21 protein-coding genes are annotated in these 25,271 nt (G+C 40.8%); 8 read left to right on the forward strand and 13 right to left on the reverse strand.

Features of this window, described 5'->3' with window-relative positions:
* The first annotated feature begins 73 nt into the window (after nucleotides 1–73).
* The 6 genes from DZC72_RS13450 (at nucleotide 74) to DZC72_RS13475 (ending at nucleotide 4,283) form a co-directional block, all read left to right on the forward strand.
* Nucleotides 74–520, forward strand: coding sequence for a hypothetical protein (locus DZC72_RS13450; RefSeq protein WP_125223422.1), 447 nt, complete (start codon nucleotides 74–76; stop codon nucleotides 518–520).
* 11 nt (nucleotides 521–531) lie between these two features.
* On the forward strand, nucleotides 532–1,095 hold the full coding sequence (locus DZC72_RS13455; RefSeq protein ID WP_125223423.1) for a hypothetical protein: 564 nt from the start codon (nucleotides 532–534) through the stop codon (nucleotides 1,093–1,095).
* 164 nt (nucleotides 1,096–1,259) lie between these two features.
* The gene (locus tag DZC72_RS13460; RefSeq protein ID WP_125223424.1) at nucleotides 1,260–2,378 is read left to right on the forward strand and encodes a pyridoxal phosphate-dependent aminotransferase; all 1,119 of its coding nucleotides are present in this window, start codon (nucleotides 1,260–1,262) and stop codon (nucleotides 2,376–2,378) included.
* Nucleotides 2,379–2,493: 115 nt separating this feature from the next.
* Nucleotides 2,494–3,033 carry a Cif family virulence factor gene (locus DZC72_RS13465; RefSeq protein ID WP_125223425.1) on the forward strand — a complete coding sequence of 180 codons (540 nt, stop codon included), beginning with the start codon at nucleotides 2,494–2,496 and terminating at the stop codon, nucleotides 3,031–3,033.
* 112 nt (nucleotides 3,034–3,145) lie between these two features.
* Complete coding sequence (locus DZC72_RS13470; protein WP_125223426.1) at nucleotides 3,146–3,574, forward strand: DUF6526 family protein; 429 nt, start codon at nucleotides 3,146–3,148, stop codon at nucleotides 3,572–3,574.
* Nucleotides 3,575–3,803: 229 nt separating this feature from the next.
* On the forward strand, nucleotides 3,804–4,283 hold the full coding sequence (locus DZC72_RS13475; protein ID WP_125223427.1) for a hypothetical protein: 480 nt from the start codon (nucleotides 3,804–3,806) through the stop codon (nucleotides 4,281–4,283).
* A 247-nt stretch (nucleotides 4,284–4,530) separates the two neighbouring features.
* Here DZC72_RS13475 and DZC72_RS13480 read toward each other — a convergent pair whose 3' ends face one another.
* The 11 genes from DZC72_RS13480 to DZC72_RS13530 all read right to left on the reverse strand — a co-directional run bounded on the left by DZC72_RS13480 (nucleotide 4,531) and on the right by DZC72_RS13530 (nucleotide 21,509).
* A complete protein-coding gene (locus tag DZC72_RS13480; RefSeq protein WP_125223428.1) occupies nucleotides 4,531–4,728 on the reverse strand; it encodes a hypothetical protein in 198 nt (65 codons plus the stop codon).
* Nucleotides 4,729–4,874: 146 nt separating this feature from the next.
* Nucleotides 4,875–6,410, reverse strand: coding sequence for a YifB family Mg chelatase-like AAA ATPase (locus DZC72_RS13485; RefSeq protein WP_125223429.1), 1,536 nt, complete (start codon nucleotides 6,408–6,410; stop codon nucleotides 4,875–4,877).
* A gap of 48 nt (nucleotides 6,411–6,458) precedes the next feature.
* A complete protein-coding gene (locus DZC72_RS13490) occupies nucleotides 6,459–8,246 on the reverse strand; it encodes a hypothetical protein (RefSeq protein ID WP_125223430.1) in 1,788 nt (595 codons plus the stop codon).
* A gap of 11 nt (nucleotides 8,247–8,257) precedes the next feature.
* Nucleotides 8,258–9,574 (reverse strand): DUF4249 family protein, encoded by a 1,317-nt coding sequence (locus tag DZC72_RS13495; RefSeq protein WP_125223431.1) that lies wholly within the window; start codon nucleotides 9,572–9,574, stop codon nucleotides 8,258–8,260.
* 75 nt (nucleotides 9,575–9,649) lie between these two features.
* Nucleotides 9,650–10,888, reverse strand: coding sequence for a DUF4249 domain-containing protein (locus DZC72_RS13500; protein WP_165869327.1), 1,239 nt, complete (start codon nucleotides 10,886–10,888; stop codon nucleotides 9,650–9,652).
* A 71-nt stretch (nucleotides 10,889–10,959) separates the two neighbouring features.
* Nucleotides 10,960–13,743 (reverse strand): TonB-dependent receptor, encoded by a 2,784-nt coding sequence (locus tag DZC72_RS13505; protein WP_125223433.1) that lies wholly within the window; start codon nucleotides 13,741–13,743, stop codon nucleotides 10,960–10,962.
* 138 nt (nucleotides 13,744–13,881) lie between these two features.
* The gene (locus DZC72_RS13510; RefSeq protein WP_125223434.1) at nucleotides 13,882–16,272 is read right to left on the reverse strand and encodes a penicillin acylase family protein; all 2,391 of its coding nucleotides are present in this window, start codon (nucleotides 16,270–16,272) and stop codon (nucleotides 13,882–13,884) included.
* A 70-nt stretch (nucleotides 16,273–16,342) separates the two neighbouring features.
* Nucleotides 16,343–18,328, reverse strand: coding sequence for a protein-disulfide reductase DsbD family protein (locus DZC72_RS13515; protein ID WP_125223435.1), 1,986 nt, complete (start codon nucleotides 18,326–18,328; stop codon nucleotides 16,343–16,345).
* The gene (gene tilS, locus DZC72_RS13520; RefSeq protein ID WP_125223436.1) at nucleotides 18,325–19,629 is read right to left on the reverse strand and encodes a tRNA lysidine(34) synthetase TilS; all 1,305 of its coding nucleotides are present in this window, start codon (nucleotides 19,627–19,629) and stop codon (nucleotides 18,325–18,327) included. Before tilS ends, DZC72_RS13515 begins: the two co-directional genes overlap by 4 nt.
* Nucleotides 19,630–19,665: 36 nt before the next feature.
* Nucleotides 19,666–20,967 (reverse strand): anthranilate synthase component I family protein, encoded by a 1,302-nt coding sequence (locus DZC72_RS13525; protein WP_125223437.1) that lies wholly within the window; start codon nucleotides 20,965–20,967, stop codon nucleotides 19,666–19,668.
* A gap of 5 nt (nucleotides 20,968–20,972) precedes the next feature.
* Complete coding sequence (locus tag DZC72_RS13530; protein ID WP_125223438.1) at nucleotides 20,973–21,509, reverse strand: NADPH-dependent FMN reductase; 537 nt, start codon at nucleotides 21,507–21,509, stop codon at nucleotides 20,973–20,975.
* 131 nt (nucleotides 21,510–21,640) lie between these two features.
* On the opposite strand from DZC72_RS13530, the gene DZC72_RS13535 reads away from it, so the two are divergent.
* The gene (locus DZC72_RS13535) at nucleotides 21,641–22,825 is read left to right on the forward strand and encodes a heparan-alpha-glucosaminide N-acetyltransferase domain-containing protein (RefSeq protein WP_125223439.1); all 1,185 of its coding nucleotides are present in this window, start codon (nucleotides 21,641–21,643) and stop codon (nucleotides 22,823–22,825) included.
* Between the two features lie 56 nt (nucleotides 22,826–22,881).
* Nucleotides 22,882–23,112 carry a CDGSH iron-sulfur domain-containing protein gene (locus DZC72_RS13540; protein WP_125223440.1) on the forward strand — a complete coding sequence of 77 codons (231 nt, stop codon included), beginning with the start codon at nucleotides 22,882–22,884 and terminating at the stop codon, nucleotides 23,110–23,112.
* Nucleotides 23,113–23,162: 50 nt separating this feature from the next.
* Here DZC72_RS13540 and lpdA read toward each other — a convergent pair whose 3' ends face one another.
* Both lpdA and DZC72_RS13550 read right to left on the reverse strand, forming a co-directional pair.
* The gene (gene lpdA / locus DZC72_RS13545; protein ID WP_125223441.1) at nucleotides 23,163–24,569 is read right to left on the reverse strand and encodes a dihydrolipoyl dehydrogenase; all 1,407 of its coding nucleotides are present in this window, start codon (nucleotides 24,567–24,569) and stop codon (nucleotides 23,163–23,165) included.
* A gap of 136 nt (nucleotides 24,570–24,705) precedes the next feature.
* Nucleotides 24,706–25,164, reverse strand: a complete 459-nt coding sequence (locus DZC72_RS13550) for an Lrp/AsnC family transcriptional regulator (RefSeq protein WP_125223442.1) — start codon at nucleotides 25,162–25,164, stop codon at nucleotides 24,706–24,708.
* Between the last annotated feature and the right edge of the window lie 107 nt (nucleotides 25,165–25,271).

Here is a 25,271-nt window from a genome sequence, read left to right on the forward strand (position 1 = left end):
ATCGATTGTTGATACTAAACCTAAAAATTCATTGTTATTATTACCCCAAACCTAAATAAACTTAACCTACTTAATGACTTGCTTAGAATGTAACAAAGAGCTTGGATATCTTGATCACAAGAGTGCCATAGAGAGCGTGGGCGTGGAGTTATGCTCCCATCATCAGGAACTGATAAAGGTGTTGATCCAACGGAACAATACGCCCTTGGAAGCTATTCAATTATACTATGGCCTCAAAGAGGCAGGTGTACAGGGAATGCTTGAATGGTGGGATGGTAAGAAATCAGTCGATATTGCCATCTCCCGTGTAAAATTGAACATTGAAATAGACTGCGGATATGATAAAATGACGGAGGAACAGGCCATCAACAATTTGGAAGAGGCCATGCATTCCTTTAAAAATGGCTTTACCACCATACGCATACCCCATATCTTGGTGCGTTACTATTTGAACGAAACCATCAAGAACATTATGGGAATCATGGAAGGACTAAAGGCAAACATAAAAGTAATCAACTAAAAAACTTCGTTATGAGCACACCCAACAAAACCTTAAAAACTCCGCTTAGAGTGGCCTTGGCCTGTTTAATCGTTGGAATGCTATCGCGTATTGTCAATTGGCCCTACGCCGGAGGTATTATTTTTGTCTCCTTTTTCGCAATTTTGATACTCTACGCTATTCGGTTTTCCAGAAAGAATCCAAAAAAATCGGTAGATTATATCAAAATGGTACTTGTCCTTTTTTGGACTACCAACGGGCTGCTCCGTATTCTGGATTTTCCTAACACGGTCATCTTTCAGATAGGCACGGCACTCTGTTTTATTGTATGGTTCGCCATGGAAGGAACGGCCTATTTTATGGATCAAGACCGAAAATCGACAAACACCATTCTTGAGATCGGATGGAATTTTGCCATGGTCGTTGGGGTTCTGACCATCATTGCCGGTGGACTGATGCAACTTTTAAAATGGGAATTCGCCATCCCCACCCTTACGACTGGACTCACCATCGTGACCGCTTATATTCTCAAGGATATCTTTAATTCCGAAAAGAAGGAGAAAAAGGACAACAACAACGAGGAATTTCAGTTGTAGCTGAAAACCTACAAACAACTATTCTTTTATAAAAACCCCTTTTTTAAGTCGCTTTGGAACTAGAAATCATTGGCGATTGAAATTGTAGGTTAACCTTCATTAATTTATTCTCGATTATCGAGTAACCCCATCTTTTTGTACCTTTTAGGAAAAATCCAAAAGGTATGAATCACATAGACAGAAGAAACTGGCTAAAGACCTTTGCCCTTGGCGGAGGACTAACTATGTTGGGCGGTGCCAACACCTTGGCATTTGCAAACCCTACAAGTAAACCTAGCAATGCTTTGTTGGATGTTGCCAAGCTGAACAGCAACGAAAACCCCTTTGGCCCTTCCCCAAAAGTTAGGGCGGCCATAACCGCTGCTTTTGATAACGCCTGTCGGTATCCCTCCATGGTCTTTAGGCCACTATTGGAAAAAATTGCGGAGACCGAGGGTGTTTCCACGGACCATATCGTAGTAACCGGTGGTTCTACGGAAGGACTCAAGGCCGTGGGTCTTACCTACGGACTCAACGGAGGGGAACTTATCGCTGCCGACCCTACCTTCCAGTCCATGATGACCTATGCCGAAAACTTTGGCGCCTATGTACACCGGGTTCCCGTGGACGAGAACATGCAGCACGATTTGAAGGAGATGGAAAACCGAATCAACGGTAAGACCCGACTCATTTTTATCTGTAACCCCAACAATCCTACCGGAACCCTATTGGATAAAAACGACCTGAAATCCTTTTGTGAACGCACTAGTGAAACAGCTATGGTCTTTAGCGATGAGGCCTATTATGATTTTATCACCGAACCGGATTACCCTTCCATGGTGACCTTGGTTAAGGAGGGCAAGAACGTCATCGTTTCCAAGACCTTTTCCAAGGTTTACGGACTTGCGGGTATGCGAATCGGGTATTTGGTAGCCCGCCCGGATATTGCAAAGCGATTACAAAAAAGCGTGATGGCCATGACCAATGTGCTGGCCATTGAAGCCGCAAAGCATGCCTTGGACGACGATGAATTTTACAAATTTAGCGTTGCTAAAAACATGGAGGGCAAACAGGCCATTTACAAAACCTTGGATGATTTGGAATTGTCCTATATAAAATCACACACCAATTTTGTCTTCTTTAAAACCGGTAGGCCCATCCGAGAGATGATGGCCGCTATGGAAAAAGAAAATGTATTGATCGGAAGGCCCTTCCCCCCATTTAATGAATGGGCCCGTATCAGCACCGGCACCATGGAAGATATGACGGCTTTTGATAAAGGGCTTAAGAGGGTGATGGGGTAAGTTTCAAATTTTCTTGAATTTGAAGTTTCCTTCATTATAGAACTGACTCTGGCCACCAGGTGCAAACTGGCGGTAGCGTGGGAAACTGCTAATAGATACTAAAATTAAACCACATATGAAAAAAAATCAACTATTTCTTAGCCTAGTGCTTATGCTAAGTGTTGCTACCACCTATTCAAATAGCACTGACCATACTTTGGTGGGTATGATGAAAATTTCCAACGATTCACTGAGAATCGCGGAATTGGATTCCTTTTGGACCGAGGTTTCCAGAACCGTACGGGAAGGTGATTTTGAAGGTTATAAAGCCACGTATCATGAGGATGCCGTTGTTGTATTCACTACCCGTGAAAACAAATCATCTATTTCTATTACAAAAGCGCTTTCAAATTGGAAGCAAGATTTCATTGACACCAAGGCGGGAAAAACAAAGAATACGGTGGAATTCCGTTTTTCACAGCGTGTGGGTGATGAAAACACGGCGCATGAAACAGGAATTTTTGGTTTCCAATCCAATGATGGTAGTGGCAAAACAGCTCCAAAACAATTCGTGCACTTTGAAGCCCTACTCGTTAAAAACGATAATGGTTGGCTCATGGTCATGGAATACCAAAAATCCAAGGCCACCGAAGAAGAGTGGGCATTGTTGGAATAATGCCCCAAATGGCACTTATCGCAATTTAATGCTCGATGGAAGAACCAACACTAGTTACAAAAACGCAAAAGCTTGGTTGCTAAATTTGAACATCCTTAAATCAAACTAAAAAATGAAAGAACAGAATTTTAAAAATCATGGTAAACTTGTAAAAGGGTTCCATGGACTCTTGTTTCTAGCTATGCTAGCCTTATTATTTGGGGCTATAAGCAATCTTATTCACACCAGTAGGGACAACCTTTATGTAGCATCTTTAGTAGTGCTTATCGCTGTTATATTTTTAATTATGGCATGGTATGTACGTAGTTTTCCCTTAAAAGCACAGGATAGGGCCATAAAAGCTGAAGAAAATTTGAGGTATTATGTACTCACGGGCAAATTATTCCCAAGAGAACTGACAGTATCCCAAATTATAGCGTTACGTTTTGCAAGCGATGCCGAGTTCTTACCCTTAGTAGAAAAAGCTTTAAATGAAAACTTGACCAATAAAGAAATTAAAAAACGCATAAAAAATTGGCGGGCAGATAATTACAGGGTTTAAACGGTGAATATCATCATGTAGAAACCAAGCTGTTATTTGAATGGCGTATGCCACTTACTGTTGACGGCACGAGCAGAAAGATGCTCGCGCTAGCTGGGGACTGACTGTGGCCTCCAGTTAAAAACTGGCAGTAGCGAGGATTGCTTCGAAGTTGTAAACCAGGAAGGGCAAGATTTTTATTTAAAAATCATTTTGAACCTTCTATAATGCAAACAAATAATATCAATTTATGGATTGGCAAATAATCGAAAAATCATTACTTAATAGTGTTTGGGGTGTAATTTTACTTGGTGCTTTGGGTAGTTTCTTATTTTGGGGTATCTTAAATTTAGTAGGGAGAGCAAATAAAGGTGTAAAGAATTTGTGGATTTTTTACAGGGAAGGCAGAGAAAAACTTTTTTTTAAATTAAAAGAAAATGATTTGAGATTTGAATATTTTAAATACACATCAAGCCGATTTAGAATTCATTTTGTAACAATCCCAGTTTTGATGGTTCTTAATTATGTAATCGCTATTTTTCTTGATTTGTTCAATAAGCAGGAGGCTTTTTTATTCGAGGCAAAAGACACCTTTATAGAATATACTAATATGTTTTTGACCATAATCTTTGGGCTTACTGCTTTGATTAACATGTTCAATGACTCTATGATTAAAAGAGTATATAAAGCTAAAATTGGAGAACAAACAGAAAATGAAGAAGATTACTAAAAAATCTTTTCAAATCCCGATAGCGGAAATGTTTTCGATGCTATTCATTCCCATTCCTGCCATGAAGTAGTTGAAGCAGTGAAGAATCTCTCAACTTGTGAATAGATACTTCGTTTCACTCAGTATGACAAAAGAGCCCTTGTAATTTATTCTCTGGTGAAATTCGGCCCTTAAAAGATTGTCTTTGTCATTCTGAACGGAGCTAGGCGAAGTGAAGAATCTATTTTACGCTCTCTACTCCCAATTACTATAGGTGTTTATTGTAAGTAACCGTTCCTTTAACAGATACTTCGTTTTGCTCCCTATGACAAAAGGAACCGGGCAGAAAATACAGATACTTCGCTATGCTCAGTATGACAAAAAACCGTTTATTTAGACCCGGAAAATTGTCTTTGTCATTCTGAACGGAGCTAGGGGGCAGTGAAGAATCTGTTGTATTCTCCATACTCTCAATTCTGACCAAAATTTTTATTGCGAGTAACCGTTTCCATAACGGATACTTCGCTGCGCTCCCTATGACAAAAAGAACCTTGCACACCGCACATAAAACCAGAAACTAGAAACTTACAACTAGAAACTTAAAACTAAGTATCACCCCAACCAACCTTCTCTATCCAAACTACGATACTGAATCGCTTCAGAAATATGGTTGCCGTTGATATCGGTGGCATCATCCAAGTCGGCAATGGTACGGGCCACTTTTAAAATGCGGTCATAAGCACGGGCAGAAAGATTGAGTCGCTCCATGGCGTTTTTCAACAAGGATTTTGAAGCCTCATCCAATTTGCAGAACTCGCGAATCTGTTTTGTGTTCATCTGCGCATTGTAATGCACGTTTTCTAACTCTTGGAATCGTTCGGTCTGTAGTTCCCTTGCAGCCGTAACCCGTTTACGGATTTCCACACTGCTCTCCCCTTTACGGTCCTCGGAGAGCTTTTCAAAGGGTACGGGGGTCACTTCAATATGGATATCGATTCGGTCCAACAAGGGTCCGGAAATCTTGCTCAGATAACGTTGCATTTCTGCGGGGGAAGAAGTTACGGGAGCATCAGGATCGTTGAAATACCCACCCGGACTGGGGTTCATACTGGCTACCAACATAAAACTACTGGGATAGGTTACTGTGAATTTCGCCCGGGAAATGGTCACTTCCCTGTCCTCCAACGGCTGACGCATTACTTCCAAAACGCCGCGTTTGAATTCCGGCAGTTCGTCCAAAAATAAAACCCCGTTGTGGGAAAGCGAAATCTCCCCAGGTTGTGGGTAGGCCCCACCCCCTACCAAGGCAACATCTGAAATCGTGTGATGTGGACTTCGAAATGGGCGTTGGCTCATAAGACCCATGTTCTTAATCTTCCCCACCACACTATGGATTTTGGTCGTTTCCAAGGCTTCGTGCAGGGTCATTGGCGGTAAAATGGAAGGCAATCGTTTGGCCAACATAGTCTTTCCCGCACCCGGAGGCCCAATTAAAATGATATTGTGTCCGCCCGCAGCGGCGATTTCCATACAGCGCTTGATACTTTCCTGACCCTTGACATCGGAAAAATCGAATTCAGGAAAATCCAAACTTTTGTAAAACTCCTCCCGCGTATCAATGATGGTCTGCTCAAGCGGTGTACCCTTATCAAAAAAGTCCATGACCTGTTTGATGTTATCGACTCCAAATACTTTTAGATTTCCAACAATAGCAGCTTCTTTGGCATTTTCGGCAGGAAGGATAAAACCTTCAAAACCCTCTTCCTGGGCCTTTATGGCAATGGGCAAGGCTCCTTTTATGGGCTGTAAACTACCATCCAAGGAAAGCTCGCCCATGATTATATATTTCTCAATGGCTTCGGACTCTATTTGCCCAGATGCTGCCAAAATCCCCAAGGCCAAAGTAAGGTCGTAGGCGGAGCCCTCTTTACGAAGGTCGGCAGGAGCCATATTGATTGTAATCTTTTTTCCGGGAATTTTGTAGCCATTGTTCTGGAGTGCGGCAGCAATCCTATAGTTGCTTTCCTTAATGGCATTATCGGGCAATCCTACCAGATGGTAGCCAATTCCCTTGTCAATATTTACTTCAACGGTAATGGTAGTGGCCTCCACGCCAAAAACGGCACTGCCATAAACTTTGGTTAGCATTTAATCTTCGTTTGTGCTAAAAATAAGGGATTTTGACGAATACTTCCCTTATTGATTGGGTTTTATAACCGTGATTTCCTTTACTACCGTAATGGGTTTGCCATAGGTGGTAAATCCATTCAATATTACTTCAAAAATGCCCTCGACATCCGACGTGAAAAACTCAAAATTATAGTTGCTAGCCTCCACTTTTACATGTGGTTCCCATAAAAGCAGTCCTCTGTAATCCGGAATCCTTGAGAAATCCATTACTTCATCATCGTAATCCTGTTTGAAATAATTTTTCTTGGCAACGGGAAGTTTCAGAGGAATCGCCACGGAATTTCCATAGGTATGTTCTTCAAGATAATCCCCTTCAAAGGTTTCAATGGTCATCATTCCTTGGTATTGTTTCCCTCCCAAGACAAACTGGTCGCGAACAAGGCTTATTTTTTCGATTTTACGTGCATCAAAGGACTTTATGTTTTCGTGATTGGGTATAAAGACACCATCTATAAGTACTATGGCAGGAAAACTATTAAACTCTTCGTTATAAGTCTCGAAATCCTGCGATATCTTGATATAATCGGGATCTTTGCCCCCCGACCTGTACCCGGCAAACTTGACGACTTCAACCAAGGTTTCCCCAAACGTTGGAAATCTAGTGAATTCATCCAAGAAAACTTCCTCAGGGAGTCCACCATCAAAAGGGTCGATGGGGTCACTCGCTATAATGGAATCGGGTTTTGCGGTAAAGAACTGATTCTCCAATTGATTTAAAACACTTCTTTCCTTGATATACGGCGCATAGGAATCTGACAAAGTAAACTTGGAAAAATCAATATTGTAAAGATCCAAATCGGCTACCGCTCCCTTTTTTATGGAATACATCTTATTTTCCTCCTCAATTTGTGCCAAGGCCAGCGTATTCTTGTATTCCTTGTTCAAATACGTATAAAAATTACCTTGTGTATCCGTTTGGGCGAATTTCAAAATAAATTCCTTTCCGGGAATGGAGATGATTACAGGAATGTCCTTGACCGGTTTATCCGTTGAACTGTCATAAACAGCACCATAAAACAACTCACCTCGTTGCTCCGGTAGGAAAATGGAATCACCCACTTTTTGTTTTATTTGTTTATCTGCATTGAAGAAATCCTTGGCATATTGGGTGGCGTTTAAATATGGTCTGACGGGTATCTCCTCCTTCCTTTTGACTTTTAGGGTATAAATTCCATAACCAGAAGGGCCTTTGTAGTTGTTTACCGATAAACGAACTTTTTCCCTGGTCCCATAAATTTCCTTTTCTAGCCGGACCGACACTGTAGCCGAATCCATTAGTCCAGCTGGAAAATTTTCGGTTTTTAAATTGGCTGTATTAGTTTCCTCGCTAGGATCAGTCAATATGGCGGACTGATCGGTCAAGTAAGGGTTTATAACGACAATATCATCCGTATACACTTGATCTAGTCCACCATTTCGCATCCATTGGGTATAGGCCAGTAACTTGTACCTGCCGGACGGTATATCGGTTCTCACAAAAAAATCACCTTGAGCAAGTCCTTTATCCAAATTTAGCTTGTGTTCGAATATTTTTTCTTTTTCCTCATTCACCAGTACTACATAACCAACCCGACTGATGTTCGTAGGATTGTTGTTTTGGGCATTGAAGCAATAAAAGGCATAATACAAATACTCCCCTGAGAATACCAGGGGGCCTGTATGGTCCACATAAGCCTTTTCTTGAGGAAGCTGTTGTAGACTTAAAAGCTCGCTGCCGTCCTTAATCACATACTGCCCCGAAACGCCAAAGCAGCAGCAAGCCAGAATTAAATTCAAAAAAAGTATTTTTCGCATTGTTGTTTATTTTAATCGATCCAAAAATCCGGTTTTACATTACTTCCCAGTAAGGTACAATCACCACAAATCCTAGGAACATAAACGTATTCACTGGGACATGGACCTATATTTTCCGTATTTGGACCTGCATAACTGATAAGCCCCAAATTAACTTGTTCTATAATCGATTGTGGACATGGGTTGGGGCCCTGCATTCCCGTAAAACAATAGGAAACATGGGATTCATTGGTGGATTGCTCCAAACAGTTAAAAACATAGGGAGGTAAATCTCTGTCCGGGAAAAAGTCCATATAATCAAAAAAGATTCTTTCCTTGGATACCGAAACCACATCGAAGAAACCTATCACCCTATCCCCGTCCCCATTGGCCGGGGAGATGTTCCCCTCGATAAAACCAGGCTGTACCTGGGAAAAAACATTTCCCGACTGACTGAAGTTCCTCAGTTTCTCATAAAACCCGAAGGACTCACTACCCGTGACCATCTGGGTCACTTCTATACTGTAGCGGTGCGAAATCATAAATTCGTCCTGATTTAGAAATCGTATCATGTACCTATTCAAACCAGTACCATCCACGGTATTGTTTTCCGCAAGTATAATACTATTGGAAACCTGGTTCCCATAACAGACCTGCTGTTCGGTCTCACGCGGTACTATTTCCAGGTCATAGGTGGGTACGGGAAGTGCGCAAGGGTCATAATTGGATAGTTTAAAATCGCTTTCGTCCCAAAAGGGGGCAATGATCTTATAGGTCTCATCATAACTAAACCTTAAATTGTTGACCGATCCCGAAGCCTGACCGTTGTCAATAAAAATCCCGATTCCTTCCACACCATCATTGTTGGTCATCCTCTCGGCATATAACTGGTCGACGTCCAAAAAACCTTCAATGGCCATAGGTTGCGAAGTATACGTTTTCCCATCGGAAGTAAAAATATTCAGGGTATAGCTCTGGCCCTCTACTGCCGCAAAAGGTTCTACAGATTCATATATGCCCGGACTTATTTCATCGAAATTGTATGCGGTGCCTATAGAGTTCTCTACAGATACGCGGGCGTTCCGCTCATATTTCACTAAATCCCTATCAATGTCCCTCTCTGGGGTAAAAGGATTAAAAGTAGAATCTATCTGGGTATCCAATATGGTGTCCATCCTACTTAGGTTAACCCGATGATTCTTAAACTCATTCGTAATCGTCGCTTCGACCACCAAAATGTCCAGTACCCCTGCATTGTTTTCAAGGCCCAGGTCCACTTCTTCCGTACAGCATACCGTAAAAAGACCTATGAAAACCAAAAAAATGTAAAAACGTTTGTTCTTATACATTAATTCAAATTTAGAATTTAAGCAATTTAGAATTCGGTTCAAAAATTAGTGCTCTAATCATCTTCCATTCATCAATTAATCAATCCAAAAATCCGGTTTTTCATAGCTTCCAAAAGTTCCACAATCCACACATCCCAGGGGCTTCACTAAAAACGGAGCTAGACCACCCAGTGGGCTTCCTTCGCTAAGGAGATTTTCAAAATCGTCATTATCCGCATGGTAAGCATAAAGACCTGCCAAAATACCTTCTATTAATGGGGAACTATTGGTTCCATCAATAACAAAACCACCTCCTTCGGCTGGAGTTAAATGAAACCCCCTAGGATAAAGGGCAGGTGCTCCCGTAGCACAATTCATAAAGTAAGGTGGTAGTTCTTCATCTGGGAAAAAGTCCCTATAATTTAAAAACAACCTTTTTTCACTGTAAGAACTCAATTCAAAGTATCCAAAAACCAACGTTACATCAGAATTTTGAACTTGTATGTTACCTTCCAAACGACCGGTTTGTACATTGCTAAAAATACTTTCTAAACTAGAAAAACTGTTCAATGTTTCAAAGAAGGCCCTTGCATTGATATCGTGGTGGTATTGCTTGACCAAAATACTGTACCTATGTGAAATTATGGGATTGTCCTTTGCTATAAACCGAACAACGAAATCATCCAACCCACCCGACAGCAAATCTTCCGTAGATGAAAGGATAATGTCCCTTGAAGCACTATTTCCGTAACAGATATTTACAGGTTCCGTACGCCCAGCTATGGTAACTTCCCAACCATCGCCATCATTGATGTCATAATCTATTTCATCCCAATCAAAGGGGTTTGGATAGGGTGCAACAATTTGATAAGTTTCTTCAAATTCAAATCTAAAGTAACCAGATTGGTCGGGAATACCCCCATTGTCCAACAGGATCGCCAATCCATCCGAGCTAAATCCATTAAGCCTCCCTTCGGCACGCAAGTCTACGATGGGTACTTTGTTTGGCAACCTTACTTCTTCGGACATATACCTAACCCCATCTCTTGTGATTATTTCGAGCTTATATATACTACTGCTTTTTAAGGATAAGTTTCCCTCATTGGTATAATTTCCAGGTGCAATTTCCTGAAAACCGATACGCCCACCCATTTCATCAATTATAGCCACCAAGGCTCCCTTTTCAGGCGATGGTTCTGAATCCTCCAAAGCAAAGGTTCTCGATAGAAAAATTGTTTGCTTACCATTCCAATCTGTAATCCTAGCATCCACGACTAAATACCCCTCTAAAACGTCGGTTATATTTTCAATTTCAAAATCATCAATACAGGCCATTAGACAACAACAAAGCCAGCAAAAAGAAACCAACTTCCATTTATTTGTATTGCGCCTTCTCAACATAGTCCTTAAAACTTAAAATTATAAGTGATAGATGGTATAGGGATAGCAAATATGGAACTTTGCAAGGCCTTTACCTCACCATTTTCTGTCACAAAGAATACCGAATAGGGATTGTTCCTTCCCAAGACATTATATACCGATATGGTCACAAAACTATGGGCGAGTTTGTTTTTCTTATGATTCCCTTCGATATTCAGCCCTAAATCCAACCTATAAAAATCCGGAATACGGAATTCGTTCCTGTCACTAAAAGCAACAAAATCGGCATTGTTAAAACGAAAAGTACCTATGGGATAGGTAACGGGCCTACCCGTCTGATACACAAAGTTTGCCGATAGGCTATACCTTCTGGTAATACGATAATTGGTGATAACACTTACATCATGGGGCCTATCAAAATTCGACGGGAAAAATTCGCCGTTATTGATACGCTCTTCGCTGAATTCACTATCAAAACGATATAATGATCTGGAATAGGTATAACTAAGCCACCCATTTAGATCACCCCTATTTTTCTTTGCCAAAAACTCCACTCCATAAGCTTTGCCATCCCCTTGCAGTACTTCGGTCTCTACGTTCTCGTTTAGAAATAGGTCGGCCCCCGTTTTAAAGTCCAACACATTGTCCATGCCCTTATAATATCCTTCCAAGCTCAATTCATATTCGTTTTCCTTGAAGTTTTTGTAAAGTCCCAAAGAAGCTTGATACCCTGTCTGGGGAGCAATATTCAAATCAGAAAGTTTCCAGGTGTCGATTGGGGAAACCGTAGTATTATTGGAAAGTGTATGTAGGAATTGATACGAATTATTAAAACTGGCCTTGATTGAAAAATCCGGTGTAAAAAGATATCTGGCTGAAAACCTTGCTTCCGGTCCACCGTATGTCTTTATAATTTCTGCCCCATCATAAGAAATTGTTTCTTGGGCAGTGGACTCGTTCTTTGGAAAACCCTCTTGATAGTTTCGTTGTGTACCCGGACCCAAAGCGGCAAAAAAGGCATACCTCACTCCCAAATCGAATAATAATTTATCGTTCAATTTGAATTCATCTCCCAAAAACAGTGCGCCCTCCACAGCTTGTTCCTTATCAATTCTTATTGTGCTAACATTTGATTCATTCCCGTCTGGACGTATACTTCCAGGGTTGACCGAATAATATTTGGCAGAAATTCCATAATCCAGCGTATTTCTTTCATTCAGTAAGGTTCTAAATTTATATTTGAACTCGGTTTCATTAATACTATAATCCAAGTTGAAATCGGTATTCGCCTGTCCGTCAAAATCGATTCCAAAACCATAATTACTATTGCCCAACACCATGGCCGTTGTGGTCCTCTCGCCCATTTTTCTGTCCCATCTCAACGAAAACAACCTGTTATCATAATTGTATAACGAATCCGAGGTTATACTAAAGGCGTCCTTACTATAATACGCCGTTGCCTTTACCTCGTTATTGTCATTGATTTTATGGTGATATTTTACGATTCCATCAAAAAAACTGGCATTGCTATTATTCAAGGAAGGCTCGTCCAAAGAGCGCAAAATCCAATCGGCATAGGCACCACGTCCTCCAACCACAAGAGAGGATTTTTCCTTGACTATAGGAATCTCAAGTGCAAAATTACCGGTAACCGGACCTATAGAACCTTCTCCTGCCAGCTTCTCCACATTGCCGTTTTTGGTACGTATATCAAATACGGAGGAAAGTCGCCCCCCGAATTCCACGGGCATAGCACCCTTATAAATATCCACACCCTTGGTGGTAAATGGATTCAAAGCTTGAAAAATACCGAAAAAGTGTTGTGGATTGTAAATGACCGCATCATCTAAAAGTACCAGATTTTGGTCCGTTTTACCTCCGCGGACGTTTAAACCGGTTGCACCCTCCCCTGCCGAAGAAATACCTGGAAGTGCCTTTGCCACTTGTAAAATATCACGCTCTCCCAATACCAGGGGTATGTTTTTGGAAGCCTCGGAATCTATCTGTTCACTTCCAGTATCGGCATCTTCAACGTTCCTTGCCGCGTCTGCCTGAACCACAACCTCATCCAATTGTTGGAGGCCTTCTTCCAATAACAACTCCAAATTCCCATCATTGTACATGATTACTTCACGCTCCGTAGAAGCTATACCCATGGCCCTTACTACCAAAATATTATAGCCCGATGGTAATTGGATTGAAAAGTTTCCATTGCTGTCCGTTATTACAAAACTATCTGCATTCTTAACACGGATGGTCAAATCCGGAACAGGTTCACCTGTAACCGAGTTTATGGCCTTTCCTGATAGCGTATACTCCAGTTGCAGGTTATTGGGATCTGACTTTCCAATCCGCACAACGGGATATCTTTTGGCGGTTGACCGTACCTCTTCATTATAAAAAGTGGGAGGCGGGGCATTTGACCTTTGCCCAATTGAACTGTCCCCCTCTTCTTTTGTTGAATCCTTAAAAAATCCATCGGGCAATTCATCATAAATAATGGCATTTTTGATAATGAATATCCGTTTATCATCTTCTTTTATGTAGTAATTATATGCAGAGGATTCCAAAATTATATCAAGTACTTCGCTTATTTCCAAAGCATTGAAACTTAAGTTTACCTTTTCTTCTTTCATCCTATCATCCAAGAAAAAGAAGCGATAATCGGTTTTTGATTCAATGTCCAGAAGGGCATCCTTTAGCGGAATATTGGTGTAGTTTCCAGAAATGTTGGTTGATTCCTGGCCTATCAAAATATTGAATGAGAAAACAACTGTAGACAAGACAGAAATAAGTTTGGTACTTTTCATAGTGGTGGTTGTCCACTAAAAATAACAAAAATCCTTATAGGAGCACAAAATAAAGGCTACTTCTCATAGGGAATTAACGAATCGACAGAAATGGAGGTTTATACTTAAAGTAACTTCTTAATAGAAATTGACAAACTATTAATTTCTAAATATTAAAGTCGAGTTTGCAGTATTTTGAACCTCCTCCTTGTTCATCATCATCTTTCTAAATTTCCCCTTTACATACATCTCAGCCTGGTCCTTGTAATGTTCGCTGAATGGATTTCCGGATTGACCCGTGGGCAATATACTGATGCTATTTTCAACATCTGAGAAATCGACGATTCTTCTTGTCGATGGACCGGAACTAACTTTATACAGACCTGAACTATCGAAGGGAAAGCCCAAATTGTTGATGGTCTCCCTACTGCCATCGATCGGAAAAGGCCCTACATTGAAAAAAGAACGTAAAGCTTCCACCTGACCAATGGGATGGCCATGTTCCAAGGTATGCACTTTGTTCCAAGTCCAACTATCAATTGCAGGTCCCAAATCTGATTCTAAGGAAGCTATGGCCTCCATCAAGGACTTTTCTAAAATGTCACTTCTATTTTCTTTGGTATCGGAAGTTTTGACATCATCCCACCAAACTGAATTTTCAGTCTCAATTATAGGTGCAATGGTTCTCTTTAGCATGTGGGTCGATAACAATTGATCAAATAATTCCGTGCCCAATTCATCCTTGAATATATTTTCCAAAACTTGATATACCCAACGCGTGTAAATCGTTCCACCAATATTATCCAATGAATAGGTACCGTCCCAAGCTTTCAAAAGATCTAGAACTTCGATTTCCTTTTCCGTCAATTCCTTACTATTCAAAGAGTTAATTAGGTCTTTGGTAGTTTCCAAATGTACGGGGGAGTTCACATCCAAAATCATATTGGAAATGTCTTTCTTATCCCAATCGTTTTTTGGGTCCAACAATTGAACGATTCGCTTGGCCCTGTTTTCTGGCAGATAATACCCCGGATATAGCATTCCCGATATGGAATCCGGTTGGTTATTGGCCGAGTAGACGTAGTTCCATGGTGGGTTTACCGCTTGTGGATTCGCTTCGAATTTTAAAAATTCTCTTTTCTCGTTGGGCCTATTATCGGGTTCGTAGACCAATTTGGTATTGATACTATCCGGAACCTGCCATAGTTTGGCCGTGGCGAACCACCCAATATTCCCTTCTGCATCGCCATACATAATGTTTAGACCGGGTGCATGGATTTTTGGTAAGGCCAATATAAACTCGTTAAGATTCGTGGCATGGCTTATTTCGTAAAAAGCATCGACCACCGTATTTTCTTCCTGTGTATACACCCAATACATGGATATAGGGCGTTCTCCTTGGATTTGGTTCGCAATGCCATTTAAGATGGGGCCATGTACGGATTTTTTAAAAGTAAATTCAATAGCCACTGAATCCTTCACCTTGATGGTTTTGGTCACTTTTTCATAATTCGTCCAAGTACCGTTTAGTCGATACTGATCCGCATCATCAGGATTATTTTCCTCAAAGTAAAAATCTACATCATCATTTTCGAACATGGTCATCCCATAGGCGATATCACGATTGTGGCCTAGCACTGGAAAAGGAATACCGGCAATGTGATAGCCGTATTTTGAGTAGGTGGGCGTTTCTACATGGGCCTCGTACCAAACCGAAGGTTGTGCAAAGCCAATATGGGGATCGTTGGCAAAGATGACCTTCCCATTTTTTGTTTTTGGAGGAGCTAAGACCCAGCTGTTACTTCCTTCAAAAAGGGGAAGCTTTAATTTACCCAGCGCATCGGTCACCATGGCTGTAACGGAATTTCCTATGGAATCTTTAGAAGATTCTTTGTAGTTCCTTATCCAAACGGTGCTAGCATCGGAATGAATAGCCAAATCCTTTAAATACTCGGGCCCTAATTTATCCTTGATATTGCTCAATAATGGGTCGGTTTTATGCCCCATGGCAAAACTAAAGGCCATATAGCCCATGGTATTGTAGACATCGGTAATAGTAAACTTGTTCTTCTCAATACCGGTCAAATAGAACTCTATAGGGGTTGGACCTTCTTCCACAAACTGATTAAGTCCGTCCAAATAGGCATTGATAATGGAAACACCCGCACTATTGCCATCTAGTTTGGAGACTGCTTCCTTGGAGGCTTCATCAATTCCCAAGGAAAGAAAGAATTTATCCGTACCGATTAAATCCTTACCAAAGACTTCGGAGAGTCCACCGCTCCCAATTCTTCTTAGAAGTTCCATTTGCCAAAGTCTGTCCTGGGCATGTACATAGCCCAGTGCCCTAAAGGCATCTTCTTCGGATTGACCGTAAATATGGGGAACCCCATATTCATCAAAATACACTTGGACCTCGTTTTGAAGGTTCGGGAGTTTTTTTTCGCCCGCATAATCAGGCTTGTGCAGTTCTACAAATACGTACCCTGATATGACAATAAGGAGGATAAGGGCCAAAATAATGTACCCTATTTTCTTTGCTAGTTTCATGAATGTTCAAAAAAATACACCCGTAATTTAGGGTTAAATTTTTGAAGCCTGAAAGAGGTTTCAGAATTTATTAGGGAACGATGGAAAGTTCCCTTTTCTCAAAAGTCCTAAGCCCTTCCAATAGCCAATTTTTATACGTATCGGCATCCGTATTTTGAATGGATGTATTTAGTACTTCCAAGTCCGGTGACAACAACACATAAAAAGGCTGGGACACGGCATTAAAATTCACATCCTGGAAAGTTCCCCATTTTTGGGCAATGTTGCCTATGCGCTTTATCCGTCCGGAATCGTATTGAAAATTAAACTGTTCTTCCTCCGGTAGCTCCTTTCGGTCATCCACATATAGGGAGATAAGCACGTAGTCATTCTTTAGGATTTGATATACATCCGGCTCGCTCCAAACGTTCTCCTCCATTTTCCTACAGTTAACACATGCCCATCCCGTAAAGTCCAACAAAATAGGTTTTTCTTGTTCCTTGGCATAGGCCAATCCCGTTTCAAAGTCCTTAAAGCAGTCGATGCCCAGGGGACAATCGGATTCCTGCTCAAAAACACTATAAAATTCAGGCGGCGGAAAACCGCTCAATAGTTTAAGATTGGAAACTCCGGCAAGGCCCAATATCAGATATAAACTAAAAAGAGCACTTACAACCCCCACGGCAATCCTACCCTTTGACAATTTTCCTTTGGGTCCGTCATGTGGGAACCTGAAAATTCCAAAGAGGTATAGGGTTGTCAATATTCCTATTAGAATCCAAATTCCAATAAAAACCTCTCTTTTTAGGATTCCCCAATGTCCCACCAAATCGGCATTGGATAGGAATTTTAACGCTAGTGCAATTTCCAGAAAGCCCAGAACCACCTTAACCGTGGTCATCCATCCTCCAGATTTTGGAAGAGAATTCAACCAAGCCGGAAACAACGCAAATAAAGCAAATGGAAAGGCCAACGCCACGCCAAAACCGGTCATTCCCGCAGAAAGGTTGGTGGCCACATCACCTTCTGCCAAGGTGGTGCCCCCAAGAAGTCCGCCTAAAATGGGTCCTGTACAGGAAAAAGATACGATTGCCAAGGTTACGGCCATAAAGAAGATTCCCAAGGCACCACCTATCTTGGAGGATGCAGCGTCCATCTTATTGGCCCAGGAACTTGGCAAGGTCAACTCATAATAGCCAAAAAACGAGAAAGCAAAGAATATGAAAATGGCAAAAAAGGCCAAGTTTAGCCATACGTTTGTAGCAATAGTATTGAGAATCTGGGAATCTACAGAATCAAACAAATGAAAGGGCAGACTCAAAAGAAAATAGATCAGAACAATGAAAAAGCCATAGAGCAATGCATTGGCTATTCCTTTGGACTTTTTCTCCGAATGTTTGGTAAAAAAGGAAACCGTAAGCGGAATCATGGGGAATACACATGGTGTCAATAAAGCAATAAGTCCACCTAGAAATCCCAGACCGAAAATCACCCACAAATTGGAACCTGATCCAATATTTTCCTGACCCTGACTCAGCAAGGCCTTATTTTTTAGGTCCAGTTTCAGATTGGCCGTCAGCAGCTTACTTTTTTCGTCCAGCGCAACGGTTTCTGCCACCGCCTCAGAACCATCCAGGGAAAATATAAAGTCAATATCAGCGGGTATACAGACCTCTTTACAGACCTGATAAAACAGGTTGACTTTTATTTGATTTACATCCGGATTTAACAGCTTTATGCGTTGGGTAAAGATGGCTTCCTCCTTAAAAAAAGTTTCCTCCACCTCAAAAATGTCACTATACTCCTTTACGGTGGGACTCTCCTTTGCATCGCCCACCAAAGCGTAGTCCTTATCTACTTCAAAGAATTTGAATTCACTGGGTAAGGCACCTCCTTCATCGGTGAACTGGGAATACACATGCCAACCTTCGTGAATATCGCCTTTTATAATCAAATCAAATTCGGTGTCTGAAATTTTATTGACTTCGTGACTCCATATCACCGGGTTTTCATCACTCTGTGAAAAGCCCATAAATGGTAGGAACAGAATAATAAATGCTACTAGTATATTTCTCATTGTATTGCTATGCTTAATATCTGCTTTGTTGTATCCTTCACTTTAAATCGGTCATCTGCCCGCCTTCCTATTACCCAAACGATTTCACCGTTTGAGCAAAGCAACCATTGTTCCTTCTTGGCAAAAAGGTCCAATTTTTCGTCCTTGAAATACTTGGAAAGTTTCTTTTTTCCCTGCATTCCCAAAGGATAGAAATAGTCGCCTTCCTTCCATTTCCTTACTGCCAACGGAAACTTTAACGCATTTTTATCAACATAAATTATATTCCCGTGGTTATCCTTTTTTTCCGATACTTCCTGTATTTCCAAACCTATGGGAGCCTGAATCTCAGTTACACCTTCCTGAATCTCAAATTCCCCCGGCTCCTCCCCTTCATTTTTGCGCAAAATAAGATGATTTCGGTTTTTGAGCAGCACATAATTTTCAGCATAAATAGTCTTTCCACTTAGGGCATCCAGCAAAAGCAGGATATCGTTCCATTGCGTAAATCCGTACTCCTGAAATAAGCCATGCAAGTACCCTTCAATGGGTTGTAGATTTTTTAATTCCGATATCGAAATTTTCCAGTATTGATCATCTTTCTTAAAAAGTTCCCGCTTCACCCTTTTGAGTTCATTATTTGAAATTTCCCGGGTCTCCTTGAGGTAACCCAAAGTCCTTTCAAAATTATCCATAAAGTTGGGATGCAGCTCCTTGAGCTTGGGAACAATTTCCAATCGGATTTTGTTCCGTAGATATTTGGTATCGCAATTACTTTCATCTTCCCTCCATTCCAGGTTGGATTTTTGTGCATACTCTAAAATGCTTCGTCGCGTATACTTAAGCAAGGGACGTCTTATTTGGTTCGAAATTTCCGGAATGCCCGTTAAACCTTCTATCCCGGTGCCCCGTGAAAGGTTGATCAAAAAGGTTTCCAGGTTGTCATCTGCATGATGGGCAGTAACCAAAAAATCTATTCCGTGCTCCTCCATCAATCCCTTAAACCAATGATAGCGTAAGTCCCTAGCGGCCATTTGTACGGAAACGTTGTGGTTGTTCACATAGCCCATGGTATCAAAATGGGTCACATAAACAGGCTTACCCAACCGATGCCCCATTTCCTTCACAAAATACTCATCGCCATTACTTTCCGCGCCTCTCAATCTAAAATTACAATGTGCCAGAATGAAATCCATATGGTTTTGCTTGCATAGATAAGACAGCAGAACACTGTCCAACCCGCCACTACATGCCAATAAAAATTTATTTTTTAGCAGTTCTGGAAAGTTTTTGGAGATATGCGATTGAAAATCCTTGAGCATGGCACAAAGTTAACCAATTATGTATTTGGACCTTGTTTAAAGTTCCTCCAAGACCTGTCGCATGGCCTTAGCTTTTAAAAGACATTCCAAATATTCCTTTTCTGGATCCGATTTAGCCGTGATGGCACCTCCTACAGCATAGGAAAGATATTTATTGGTGCTATTGTAAAGGATACTTCTAATGACCACATTAAAATCAAAATCGCCATCAGGAGTAAAATAACCCACTGCCCCACTGTAAACGCTCCTCTTGAAGGATTCAACTTCTTCTATAACTTTCATAGCGGATACCTTGGGAGCCCCGGTCATGCTTCCCATTGGAAAACAACTTCGTATAATGTCCACCGGGTTTTCATGGTCACCTACTTCGCATGAAATGGTTGAAATCATTTGATGGACCTGCGGAAAAGAATATATTTTGCACAATTCCTCGACCTGAACGGTACCCTTCAAGGCATTCTTGGAAAGATCATTTCGAACCAAATCCACGATCATCACATTTTCAGATCGCTCCTTTTCATCCATACCCAATTTCCTTTTTAATGCTTCATCTTCATCGGGATTATGGGATCGGGCGGCCGTTCCCTTGATCGGTTGGGATATTATTTTGTTTCCTTCCTTTTTTAAAAATCGCTCAGGACTGGCACAGAGCGCATATTTATCCCATACTTTCATAAAGGTCGCAAAGGGAGGTTTTGAAATTTCATTCAACCTTTCATAAATGGACAAAGGATTCAAGTCCAACCCTTCGCAATAAAATTCCTGACAAAAATTTACCTCATAAATATCGCCATGATGGATATACCCCAATATCCGGTCCAATTTTTCAAAATACTCGTCCTTAAAAATGCGCATTCTTATGGATGGTCTTTCCTTTTTTTCGTGATGTGCAGGATGAGCCACATCGATGCCCAAAATAGTTTCAAAGTCCTTTTGTATTTCATCGGCTACGAAGTTCATATATAGGAAAGTGATTTCCGAACCCTTAATCTGAATGATTTTTTTAGGCTGAAAAAAGTATAGTTCCGGAAATTCCAACCCATCAAAATTATGGGAAACCAAATCTTCTACATCATTTTTTAAATCGTAGGAAAGATACCCGAATATCCAATCGTTCAGCTGTGATTGATACTCCTTTAAATTATCAAAAGCGTGATTATGGTCCGTTGAAATTCCCGTTAGCCCGTCCACGGCCAGGAGTACATCAAAGGAAGGATATGAATGATTGTGTTGGTTCGAGTCCAACCAGACAATTTCATCGAAATCATGTGTCCAACGGAGCAGACTTCTTTTGAATGATGCGATGTCCTCAACGGTATGAACAATCTGTTTCCTCAACAATCTTAGTGCAAGGATTTTAGAAAATCATTTAGTACTGATCGATGAGTATCGCCCAATTCGATATCCAGAATTCCTTTTTCCCTATCAAAATTTTCACCAAAACTAGGTAAGGAAAAAGTACCTATTACATGGGCACCAAACCTGGTAAAAAGTTTTTCGGATACTTCCAAAGCTCCAACAGCCCCTCTCTTACCTTTGGAGGTTGACATGAGCATGACCTTTTTGTCCCTAATAAAGTTCCTATCCAATCTGGACAGCCAATCCAAAAGATTTTTGAAATAAGCCGAAGGATAGCTATTATGTTCATTGACTGAAACAATAACCCCCTTTGAAAATTGAATGTCCCTTTTCATCTCGTTAAGGGAATTGGAAAACCCATGTTCTTTTTCATGATCCTCACTATACATGGGAAACGGGCAATTAGACATGTTCATGAGTCGTACTTCTTCTCCTTCGATCAGGGAGCACGTATATTTTACCAATTCAAAATTTATGGAAGTGGAAGAATTACTTCCGGCAAAAGCCAATATAAAGGACATAGTATACCTTATGAAGTTGAAGGACTAAAATAGTCCAAAAGCCATTGAGTTACCAGTAATTTATCTAATTTCGCAGCCTAAAAGATCCAATTCCACTGTAAATTAAGTATATAGGGTATTTAAGTTTCTTTATGGACAAACGCAGTACAAGGTTGTTTTTTATAGACGCTATTAGAGCTTGGGCCATTTTAATGATGCTCCAAGGGCATTTTATAGATGGGCTGCTGGACCCGATCCATCGAGATAGTTCCAATACCGTGTACGCTGTATGGAAATATTTTAGGGGGATAACGGCACCAGTATTTTTTACGGTTTCAGGATTTATATTCACCTATCTGCTGATAAAAGTTCCGCAGACAGGCTGGAAAAACCCCAGGGTAAAAAAAGGCATCAAAAGGGGATTGCAATTATTGTTCTTTGGCTATCTATTACGATCGAACCTTTTTGGGCTTTTCAAAGGTGAAATTTACAGCTCCTTTTATTTAGTGGATGTTCTGCATTGCATTGGGCTTTCGATTTTAAGTATCATTGCCATGTACCTCCTCACGACAAAATTGAAAAAATGGTTATTTCCGTTGGTTCTTCTGTCATGTACCCTAGTGCTCTTTATTTTTGAACCGGTATACAAGGGATTTGATTTTAATGGCCTCCCAATATGGCTTGCCAATTATTTCACAAAGGCCAATGGTTCTGTATTTACCATAATACCTTGGTTGGGTTATGCAACTATTGGTGCATCCATTTCAATTATTTTCTCAAGATTTAAGGAAAACAACTATTTATATCCTGTTGCTATACCCACGTTTACCTTAATAGGATTGGTATTGATGTGGCTTTCCTCCCCGATGTTTGACCTCTTGTACAGCATCACCGGCCTACAGTTGTTCTTTGATATTTCGTCCAATAATTATTTGTTTATTAGACTAGGGGATGTGTTGATAGTATTCTCCATTTTTATGCTATTTAGGCACTTTTTAACCAACAGAACAGGATTACGTCTTGGGCAAAGTACATTATCCATTTATATTATCCACTTCATAATCCTTTATGGAAGTTTTACCGGGTTTGGACTCTACCGCTTTTTCCATCATTCCTTGGACCCATGGCCGACAGTTTTGGGAGCCCTAGGTTTCATGTTGGCCTGTTCCTATTTAGCCCTAAAATTTGAGGACCATAAACCGTGGATAAAGGAAGGTTTCCATCGATTTATCTGTATTCTTAGACTTCAAACAGAACGCTTTGCCGTTGTAAGTTTTAATTTAATTAGAACGTTGACCTATCGATTGGTTCAGCTTTTTGGACTGCAAAAGAATTAGTGCTTCCTTTTTGGTATTGCTTTTTTCCCTTACCTTAACTAAAAAATTTTATAATTATGAGTGAGAAATCCTATAGCCCCATTGCCGTAGATTTAGAGAAGGACAGAAAATATGCGTGGTGCACCTGTAGCCATAGTAGCAATCAGCCATTTTGTGATGGTTCCCATAGGGCCCATAACAAACCACCTTCCTTGGGCTTTAGTGTTGAAGAGGACAAGAAAGCTTATTTATGCACTTGCAAGAAAACCGGAAATCCTCCCTATTGCGATGGGAGCCATAAAAACTAAGAGAGCAGCTGGAATAGCCGCTCTCTTAGTTTTATAAACCCAATGGCGGGTTAGATATGTAATGCGCGATCATCCGTTGCCGCTAAAGCTGCTTCCTTCACGGCTTCTGCATAGGTCGGGTGTGCGTGGCTCATTCTGGAAATATCTTCGGCCGAGGCTCTAAATTCCATTGCGGTTACTGCTTCCGTAATCAAATCGGCACAACGAGCCCCTATCATATGGACACCCAAAACCTCATCGGTTTTCTTATCGGCCAATATCTTTACGAATCCGTCTATGTCCATACTTGCACGGGCACGTCCTAAGGCTCTCATAGGAAATTGACCCACTTTATATTCCACTCCGGCATCCTTTAGTTCTTCTTCCGTTTTACCAACGGCAGCGACTTCCGGCCAAGTGTACACTACGCCCGGAATCAGGTTATAATCAATATGCGGCTTCTGACCTGCCAACTGTTCTGCTACCAAAGTACCCTCTTCTTCAGCTTTGTGGGCAAGCATCGCTCCTTTTACCACGTCACCAATTGCATATATATTGTCCACATTGGTTTTAAGATGTCCATCTACCTCAACTCGGCCCCTATCGTCCATTTTCACGCCGGCCGCTTCCAGATTCAAGCCATCAGTATATGGTTTTCTACCCACGGATACCAAACAGTAATCACCTTCAAAAACCACTTCCTCTCCTTTTTTATCATCAGCCTTAACCGTAATTGTATCTCCTTTACGTTCTACGGATTTTACCTTGTGCGAAAGAGCAAATTTGATTTTCTGTTTTTTCAGGACCTTCATGAGTTCCTTGGAAAGCGCTCCGTCCATTCCCGGAATAATTCTGTCCATATACTCTACCACGGTCACATCTGATCCCAGTCTGCTATAGACCTGACCAAGTTCCAAACCAATAACACCACCGCCAATAACGATCATGTGTTTTGGAATTTCCTTTAATTTCAATGCTTCGGTAGAGGTTATAATCCTTTCTTTATCAATCTTGATGAAAGGCAAACTGGCGGGTTTGGAACCTGTAGCTATGATGATATTTTTTGCCTCTATAGTTTCCGTTTTGCCATCATTCTTTTTGATATTGACATGGGTGGCATCCTTAAAGCTCCCAATACCTTCATAAACATCTATTTTATTTTTGTCCATCAAAAACTGGATACCCTTCGTAGTCTGATCTACCACACCTTGCTTTCTAGCAATCATCTGTTCCAAATTCACCTTGACCTCTCCCGGAATTTCAATGCCATGTTCCTCAAAATGGTTAATGGCATCGGCATAGTGGTGCGATGAATCCAACAAGGCTTTTGAAGGTATACACCCTACATTAAGGCATGTACCTCCCAAAGTTGGATATTTTTCTATAATCGCTGTTTTCATTCCTAGTTGGGCACATCTAATGGCCGCTACATATCCTCCTGGCCCAGAGCCAATAATGGCTACATCGTATTGATTCATAAATTTTAATTTTTACTCGCTTATCGAGATTTATTCTATTTCGACGCTAATGTCGATTTTCAGTTAAAGTTCTAAAAAATCCCATGGTCTTGACCCATGGTATTTTATCAACGTAAAATTACTGCTTTTTTGAATTTTAGAGGGGTATAACAGTAGAATGCTTTACTTCTTTTATAGTGAAGGAACTCTGTGTGCTCCCAATATGCGGAATCGCGGTCAATTTGGACACCATAAAATTCCTGTAATCCTCCATATCCCTTACATGTATTTTAAGAATATAATCGAAATCGCCGCTCAAATGATGGCACTCCACCACTTCATGAAGTTTGAGTATCTCCCGCTCAAAATGACGGATATTGTCCCGTGTATGCTGGACCAATTTTACATGGCAAAAGGCGGTAAAACCTTTGTCGACCTTGAATCTATCGATTAAGGCAACATAGGAGGTAATCACCTTGGCACGCTCCAATCTTTTAATACGCTCATAAACTGCTGTGGTAGAGAGCCCTAGACTATCTGCGTATTCCTTAGTGGTCTTTTTACAATCGGCCTGTAAAAGCCCCAATAATTTTTCATCGGTTTCATCAAACTTCATGTCCGAATTTTATTCTAAATATTAACACTCCTAACGTACAATTTAAAACTTTATTCTAAAATATGAACATTTATAGTTTTATATTCTATTAATATGTGTATCCATTG

Origin of the sequence: Maribacter algicola (genome assembly GCF_003933245.1) — a bacterium.
GTDB lineage: Bacteria > Bacteroidota > Bacteroidia > Flavobacteriales > Flavobacteriaceae > Maribacter > Maribacter algicola.

Coding starts and splice junctions, on each gene's coding strand:
- DZC72_RS13470 (WP_125223426.1), top strand. CDS start 3,146: ATGAAAGAACAGAATTTTAAAAATCATGGTAAACTTGTAAAAGGGTTC.
- DZC72_RS13450 (WP_125223422.1), top strand. CDS start 74: ATGACTTGCTTAGAATGTAACAAAGAGCTTGGATATCTTGATCACAAG.
- DZC72_RS13500 (WP_165869327.1), bottom strand. CDS start 10,888: ATGGCCTGTATTGATGATTTTGAAATTGAAAATATAACCGACGTTTTA.
- DZC72_RS13540 (WP_125223440.1), top strand. CDS start 22,882: ATGAGTGAGAAATCCTATAGCCCCATTGCCGTAGATTTAGAGAAGGAC.
- lpdA (WP_125223441.1), bottom strand. CDS start 24,569: ATGAATCAATACGATGTAGCCATTATTGGCTCTGGGCCAGGAGGATAT.
- DZC72_RS13480 (WP_125223428.1), bottom strand. CDS start 4,728: ATGGAGAATACAACAGATTCTTCACTGCCCCCTAGCTCCGTTCAGAAT.
- DZC72_RS13515 (WP_125223435.1), bottom strand. CDS start 18,328: ATGAGAAATATACTAGTAGCATTTATTATTCTGTTCCTACCATTTATG.
- DZC72_RS13460 (WP_125223424.1), top strand. CDS start 1,260: ATGAATCACATAGACAGAAGAAACTGGCTAAAGACCTTTGCCCTTGGC.
- DZC72_RS13510 (WP_125223434.1), bottom strand. CDS start 16,272: ATGAAACTAGCAAAGAAAATAGGGTACATTATTTTGGCCCTTATCCTC.
- DZC72_RS13475 (WP_125223427.1), top strand. CDS start 3,804: ATGGATTGGCAAATAATCGAAAAATCATTACTTAATAGTGTTTGGGGT.
- DZC72_RS13550 (WP_125223442.1), bottom strand. CDS start 25,164: ATGAAGTTTGATGAAACCGATGAAAAATTATTGGGGCTTTTACAGGCC.
- DZC72_RS13535 (WP_125223439.1), top strand. CDS start 21,641: ATGGACAAACGCAGTACAAGGTTGTTTTTTATAGACGCTATTAGAGCT.
- DZC72_RS13495 (WP_125223431.1), bottom strand. CDS start 9,574: ATGTATAAGAACAAACGTTTTTACATTTTTTTGGTTTTCATAGGTCTT.
- DZC72_RS13530 (WP_125223438.1), bottom strand. CDS start 21,509: ATGTCCTTTATATTGGCTTTTGCCGGAAGTAATTCTTCCACTTCCATA.
- DZC72_RS13490 (WP_125223430.1), bottom strand. CDS start 8,246: ATGCGAAAAATACTTTTTTTGAATTTAATTCTGGCTTGCTGCTGCTTT.
- DZC72_RS13465 (WP_125223425.1), top strand. CDS start 2,494: ATGAAAAAAAATCAACTATTTCTTAGCCTAGTGCTTATGCTAAGTGTT.
- DZC72_RS13505 (WP_125223433.1), bottom strand. CDS start 13,743: ATGAAAAGTACCAAACTTATTTCTGTCTTGTCTACAGTTGTTTTCTCA.
- tilS (WP_125223436.1), bottom strand. CDS start 19,629: ATGCTCAAGGATTTTCAATCGCATATCTCCAAAAACTTTCCAGAACTG.
- DZC72_RS13485 (WP_125223429.1), bottom strand. CDS start 6,410: ATGCTAACCAAAGTTTATGGCAGTGCCGTTTTTGGCGTGGAGGCCACT.
- DZC72_RS13455 (WP_125223423.1), top strand. CDS start 532: ATGAGCACACCCAACAAAACCTTAAAAACTCCGCTTAGAGTGGCCTTG.